The sequence below is a fragment of the Acinetobacter sp. GG23 genome (assembly GCF_057766365.1).
Genome location: NZ_JBYMDJ010000007.1, coordinates 24328 through 30665, shown reverse-complemented (window position 1 = coordinate 30665; position 6338 = coordinate 24328). Strand labels below are relative to the sequence as shown.

Genomic DNA, 6338 nt, shown 5'->3' with positions numbered 1-6338 from the left:
TTAAAGTAACTTGATTTTATAACTCCCCAGCTACGTAACAAAAAGCCCCCCCCTCTAAAGCAACATTGTATAAAGACAGTGTCGGCGATTGGTCAACGGTATTAAAAATTCGTGATGCACCTTTTGTGGTAATTTTAGTCTTTAAATTTTGGCGTGCCGGATATTCATTGGTTAAGACATCCTTGGTTGAATAATCAACTGGCAATTTCCCATAAATATAAATTTCTGATTCAGGCGTTAATTCACTATTAAGGATATATTCCCCTTCCTCAAGCTGAATATAATCTTTCTGCCCTCTCTCAGGATTACCTGCAGCACAACCACCATAAGCCTTATTTAAACTGGCTGCTTTAATTGCTTCACGCAATGAACATTTATTATTGGAATTATCTTCATCATCGAAGGTATTAACATAAATTGTTTTGTGTTCTGCTGCCATGAGTGACATGGCAGACAATACCATGGCCGTGAGCAATCCCTTTTTATAATTTTTCATAGATCGTCCTTAATTATTTTTTATATCGGCGTAATCCAACAAGACCCAATATGCCAAATAGACTGAAGAATCCAACAGAGCCACCGGAAGTGTTCACGCTCTTACTTTCCATAGTATTTTGAGGTGCCTGTACAACGTTTACATTCACTTCCATATAGGGCTGAGTTTTATTAAAACGCGTAGATGACGTGACTAAACGAATTTTAAAAATATCTGCACCATGCCAGTCTCCTTGAGGTGTATAAATCAAGGTTCCATCTTCATTAATAGTCAGCTTACCTTTGGAAGGTGTTTGTGTCTGAACTACTTGCAAACAACCTGCCTGCCATGCTTCACCTGCAGGCTTTTTACCCAGTATGGCCTCGCATTCCTCTTTTGGCACTAAATCACTATCACTTAGATGGTCAACTACAGAAATTTGAGCAGTTTGACCTATAAGCAAATCTTCCCCGACAAGTCCAGTTGTGCTTGGCACAACAATCTCAACTGCACCACGATCACATAAATCATTATCATCATCACGTGCATTGTCACGTTGATCTATACGTTCACATCCCATTACTTTTGATGCTGAAGCTACCTGAAACTTGCCTTTGTTTACGATTAATGATTCAGCCAGTTTTTTATAGCTCATCAAAATACGCGGCCGAAAATATCCTAAAAAATCCTTCTCTGACTGGAAATATGGGCACAAGAGCGAATTCGGATCTTCACTCAAGGTTTTACATTTTCCATCTAATGTATCACCTGCAATAAGCTGCTGGCCTGTCCAGACATCATTCGGATATAAACTATCCCCCGTCGTACAACTACTTGCTACGATATTGTTTTGGCTATAAGTCTTATCCGTATTTGCAAAGGAACAGTTCTCATCCTGAGTGATAGGATAGGGATTGCCCATAATAATGCTATTGGCAAGATAAGCTTTTTGGGCAGGTGCATTAAATTTAATTCCAGAAGTATTACCAATGACTGTCAGATTATTTAAGCCTATACCGTCTCGGACATTAATTACCCAGCCTTTATTTTTGTAAAAGGTACTATTGGCAATTTTATAGGACATATAGGGAAATGCGGCTAATAATGTACTGTCTAAATCGGCAGACGAATAAATATTTGCAGCGTTTGCTAAATTCGTCTCATTTTCTCGAAAAACTGAGTTTGATATTCTAAATTGTGGAACCTGACTGTAAATAATGGCGCCTTCATCAGCTTTGTTGTTTTCAATTAGGCTATATTTAATTTCCACTAGACTACGTAATATTGATTCTGGTTCAGTCGGTACACCTACATTGTAAATGGCACCCCCTTGCGTCGCGATACCATCTGTTAATTTCACATGATCTAAAACTAAATATTCATTGTTGAAAATTAAACCGCCTTGAGTAGCACAAACACTTTGACCACATCCCTGCAAATTCACTTCACTGATATTAACTTGAACTAAACCTTTTTTTGCATCATCAATATAAAAGATATTATCCTTACCTATCATTTTAATAATGGCATTATTTAAACCGGGCTTAAGGTCATTTGAAAAGCTGTTATCGTAGACCGTTTTTAAAGTAAGCGCTGCCGCAATTTTAATTTGGCTATCTAACTTATAGGTGGTTTTTTTTTCAAGCGTAATGATTGAACTCGAACCTTTACCGCCACAGCCCAAATGCCCTTCTTCAGGCAATCCTAAATTAACGTATTCTATTGCTTCACGTAATGAGCATTCCTTGTCATCTTTTTTAGTATCTTCAGTCGTATTTACGATAATATCCGCACTATAAGCATGTCCTGCAAAGCATAACACCCCTATACCTATGCTCCGTTTGAGCATACCTTTCTCCTTGTATTCTTCTAATATTTTTATTCTATCGTTGCACGTTCCTTGCAACATTGAACTATTTTGCTGTACTTTGTCACAGCTTTAATAATTTCTCAAGATTTTTTATTATTTACCGATATTCATCAATTAATGCATAAATTTGTCTTAAATTGGCATGACTGATTTTTGTTTTTTCACCTTTTAACAGCTGTATCAACTGTTCTAAAGTTTGTAATAAAATAGAGGTTTGATGCGGTCCATGCAGCAACAAATAATCTATGATTTGCTGATCCATATGAATTCCCCGACGTGTTAATACCGATGTTACAAGCGCATAACGATCCGCATATAAACTTCCTGTCGGCACTTTAACGCTCACCGCTTGAGTCAAACGTGACTGTAAATCGGGAAGTTCAAGTTTCAATTCAATGGGTGCAACACGAGAAGAGAAAACTAACTGTCCTCCACCTTCATTATTATAATTAATTAAATGAAATACTGCTTTTTGCCAATGTGGAACACCGCTAATGGCTTCAATATCATCTAATGCCACAAGGTCATATTGATCTAATGATGTAATCGCTTCAGTTGGTGCATCGAGTAACTCCAGTAATGAGACTTGAATTGCAGATTTACCGACTTCTAAATAAGAATCGCAAATAGCAGAAAGTAAATGGCTTTTACCTGAACCAGCTCCACCATATATATAAAAGCGATTTATTAAACCAGCATGAAGCTGCCGCACTGCATCAATGACATGCCCCCAACTTGGACCCGAAAAATCACTAATTCGGGCATCCAGTTGAGGTTCTATATCTAATTGCAGTTGACGCATATGTGTGTTTTGCCCTTAGGGTTCTTTATTGTCCATCAATTCAATCTTACTCGATTTTTCAGCATCTTGCAGAATTTTTGATTCTGTATTTCTCAATTCGATATCTACATCTACTTGATCCGATTCAATTGAAATTGATCCTGCTCCCGGCTCTTGTATGATTACAGAGGAGTGCCTATATATACGGCTCTTCTCGTAACAATCTCGCGCATGCCGTAGCAGCACTACAATAACTGCCGCAACCGGTAAAGCAATCAGCATTCCCAGAAAACCGGCAAGTTGAGCGCCGGCCAATACAGCAAATACCACGGCTACAGGAGATAAGCCAATTTTATCTCCGAGCAAGAAAGGTTGAAGAATATAACCCTCAACGGCTTGGCCAATCATAAATACAACCAGCACCAATGCTAAATGCATCCAATCAATACCAAACTGGAATAGTGTTGCAATCACAGCTGCAATAATTCCCACTGCAAAGCCCAAATAGGGAATAATACTGGCCAGACCCGCAACCATTCCAATAATCAGACCGACCTCAAGACCAATGACTTGTAAGCCGACTGCATAGACCGTACCCAGCAAGAACATCACCAAAAACTGACCTTTAACAAAGGCCCCTAAGACTTGGTGACATTCACCGACAATGTGTAAAGTACTTTTCTCATAAGGACGAGGGATTAAACGGCGGAAACTGTCGAGCATACGATCCCAATCCAACAGGAAATAGAATGCAATAATTGGAATCAGAACCACCGTTCCGCCAATTTGTATGAAATTCAAACCCGATTGCGCGACTTTCAATACCATTGCCTGAATACTATCGGCACTATAATTGGTCTGAATATATTCCATGACCACAGTCGACATTTGCTGCGTATCGATTTCCATTTGCTCGACGCTAAAAGTTTGCGACACCCAAGGTAAAAAGGTGTAATTTAGCCAATGAATTCCTGCTGGAATACTGTCTCGCGCATACATCAGCTGTTGCCAAACCAGGGGAACCAAATACCACATCGCCAAGGTGAGAACTACACCAATGCCTACAAAGACAAAACTAATAGCTAACCAGCGCGGCAAGCCGATCTTATGAAGCTTCTCTACCAACGGACTAAATAAGTAAGCCACCAAAAATGCTGCTACGAAAGGCAATACTACGGGTTTAAGCAGATACAAAACCCAAAGAATTAATGCAATTCCTGAGAGTATAAAAATGCGACGTAAGGTACGATCCACCATGCAAATTCGCCTTTTCTCGGTTTATTCGTTATAGAAAGTAAAATATTTTAATAAAGATAGCATTTTAGTGCATAAATAACATAAGAGTTTCGTATATTCGGGTATAATCGCGGCGCGAATGCGGAGACTTCATTATGAGCAACTCAACTTCCCCAAACACTGGTTTAAGCTATAAAGATGCGGGTGTCGACATTGAAGCGGGCGACGCACTTGTCGATCGAATCAAATCTGTGGCTAAGCGTACCTCACGTCCTGAAGTTATGGGCGGATTAGGCGGCTTCGGCGCTCTTTGTAAAATCCCTAAAGGTTATGAAGAACCTGTTCTCGTATCTGGCACAGATGGTGTTGGTACAAAATTACGTTTAGCACTCAATTTGAACCGTCATGACACGATTGGTCAAGACTTGGTTGCAATGTGTGTAAACGATCTTCTTGTATGTGGTGCTGAACCATTATTCTTCCTCGATTATTATGCAACTGGACACTTAAATGTGGACGTCGCTGCAAATGTCGTAACCGGTATTGGTGCAGGGTGTGAGCTTGCAGGCTGTGCATTGGTAGGCGGTGAAACTGCTGAGATGCCTGGCATGTATGAAGGTGAAGATTACGACCTTGCAGGTTTCTGTGTAGGTGTAGTTGAGCAAAGCAAAATTATTGATGGAACCAAAGTTAAAGCTGGTGACGTATTGATTGGTGTGGCGTCTTCAGGTGCACACTCAAACGGTTACTCTTTACTTCGTAAAATTTTAGACGTGAAAAATGTCGATCTTACCCAAATCGTAGACGGTCGCCCACTTGCAGATGTTGCAATGGAACCTACACGCATTTACGTAAAACCATTGCTTGAACTTTGCAAACAAGTTGATGTTCATGCAATGGCACACATTACGGGTGGTGGCTTACCTGGTAACTTACCTCGCGTATTGCCAAATGGTGCTCAAGCAGTGGTGAATGAGTCTTCTTGGGAATGGCCAGAGTTGTTCAAACTTCTTCAACGTGAAGGTGGTGTGGAACAGTTCGAGATGTACCGCACATTCAACTGTGGCGTAGGTATGGTCATTGTTGTTGATGCAGCAGATGCTGATAAAACTTTAGAATTGCTTACAAGCCTGGGCGAAAAAGCTTGGAACATGGGTCACATTGTTGAAAATGCTGAATCTGTTGCCGGCGCTGATGAAAAAGTTCGCGTAATTTTTGCATAAAGAACAGCACATGATCAAAATTGCTGTCCTCGTTTCAGGCAGTGGAAGTAACTTACAAGCCCTAATAGATGCCAATCTGTCAGGTCAAATTGTTGGGGTCATTTCCAATAAACCTGAAGCATATGCTTTACAGCGTGCTGAAAAAGCAGGAATTCAAACTGCTGTGATTGAACACAAGCAATATCCGAATCGTGAAGCTTTTGATGATGTCATGCATCAGCAATTACTCGATTGGAATGTTGATTTGGTTGTTCTTGCAGGCTTTATGCGCATCTTGAGTACCAAGTTTGTCAAAGCATGGGAAGGGAAAATGCTCAACATTCACCCTTCTCTCTTGCCGAATTACAAAGGCATGCATACCCATCAACGTGTTTTAAACACAGGTGATGTTTTGCATGGTTGTACCGTACATTATGTTACTGCTGAATTGGATGCTGGTCAGGCTTTGGCTCAAGCTGTGCTTAAAGTCAATTTGCATGATGATGTAAATTCTTTAGCGCATCGCATTCATGTGCTTGAACATTTAATCTACCCCCAAGTGGTGGAATGGATTTGCACAGATACAATTCAACATACTGAACAAGGTGTGTTGTACCGTGGTCAAGTAATGCAGGAACCTGTTCAGTTTTGTAAATTTTAAACTAAATTTTATGCAATAAAAAACGCATCCTCGGATGCGTTTTTTATTTCCTGCAAAACTGTGATTACTACTTACTCATTCCTTCCTAGGAAGAAATTTAAGGCACTGGTAAC

General features: G+C 40.0%; 6 protein-coding genes. 2 read left to right on the top strand and 4 right to left on the bottom strand.

Annotated features, from left to right (window positions below):
- Positions 1-16: 16 nt before the first annotated feature.
- From AC3CAU_RS11865 to cxpE, 4 genes are all read right to left on the bottom strand, one after another.
- Positions 17-496 (bottom strand): CSLREA domain-containing protein, encoded by a 480-nt coding sequence (locus AC3CAU_RS11865; protein WP_488368490.1) that lies wholly within the window; start codon positions 494-496, stop codon positions 17-19.
- Between the two features lie 13 nt (positions 497-509).
- On the bottom strand, positions 510-2324 hold the full coding sequence (gene rbtA / locus AC3CAU_RS11860; RefSeq protein WP_447054328.1) for a rhombotarget A: 1815 nt from the start codon (positions 2322-2324) through the stop codon (positions 510-512).
- 118 nt (positions 2325-2442) lie between these two features.
- Complete coding sequence (hda, locus tag AC3CAU_RS11855; protein WP_131214912.1) at positions 2443-3147, bottom strand: DnaA regulatory inactivator Hda; 705 nt, start codon at positions 3145-3147, stop codon at positions 2443-2445.
- Positions 3148-3162: 15 nt separating this feature from the next.
- On the bottom strand, positions 3163-4383 hold the full coding sequence (cxpE, locus tag AC3CAU_RS11850; protein WP_447053407.1) for a chloramphenicol efflux transporter CxpE: 1221 nt from the start codon (positions 4381-4383) through the stop codon (positions 3163-3165).
- 134 nt (positions 4384-4517) lie between these two features.
- Between cxpE and purM the strand changes: the two genes are divergently transcribed.
- On the top strand, positions 4518-5585 hold the full coding sequence (purM, locus tag AC3CAU_RS11845; RefSeq protein ID WP_131214916.1) for a phosphoribosylformylglycinamidine cyclo-ligase: 1068 nt from the start codon (positions 4518-4520) through the stop codon (positions 5583-5585).
- Between the two features lie 10 nt (positions 5586-5595).
- The gene (gene purN, locus AC3CAU_RS11840; RefSeq protein ID WP_131214918.1) at positions 5596-6225 is read left to right on the top strand and encodes a phosphoribosylglycinamide formyltransferase; all 630 of its coding nucleotides are present in this window, start codon (positions 5596-5598) and stop codon (positions 6223-6225) included.
- Positions 6226-6338: the final 113 nt, after the last annotated feature.

What these genes read in the sequence shown, in the direction of transcription:
- hda (WP_131214912.1), bottom strand. Translation starts at nt 3,147, where the DNA reads ATGCGTCAACTGCAATTAGATATAGAACCTCAACTGGATGCCCGAATT.
- purM (WP_131214916.1), top strand. Translation starts at nt 4,518, where the DNA reads ATGAGCAACTCAACTTCCCCAAACACTGGTTTAAGCTATAAAGATGCG.
- purN (WP_131214918.1), top strand. Translation starts at nt 5,596, where the DNA reads ATGATCAAAATTGCTGTCCTCGTTTCAGGCAGTGGAAGTAACTTACAA.
- rbtA (WP_447054328.1), bottom strand. Translation starts at nt 2,324, where the DNA reads ATGCTCAAACGGAGCATAGGTATAGGGGTGTTATGCTTTGCAGGACAT.
- AC3CAU_RS11865 (WP_488368490.1), bottom strand. Translation starts at nt 496, where the DNA reads ATGAAAAATTATAAAAAGGGATTGCTCACGGCCATGGTATTGTCTGCC.
- cxpE (WP_447053407.1), bottom strand. Translation starts at nt 4,383, where the DNA reads ATGGTGGATCGTACCTTACGTCGCATTTTTATACTCTCAGGAATTGCA.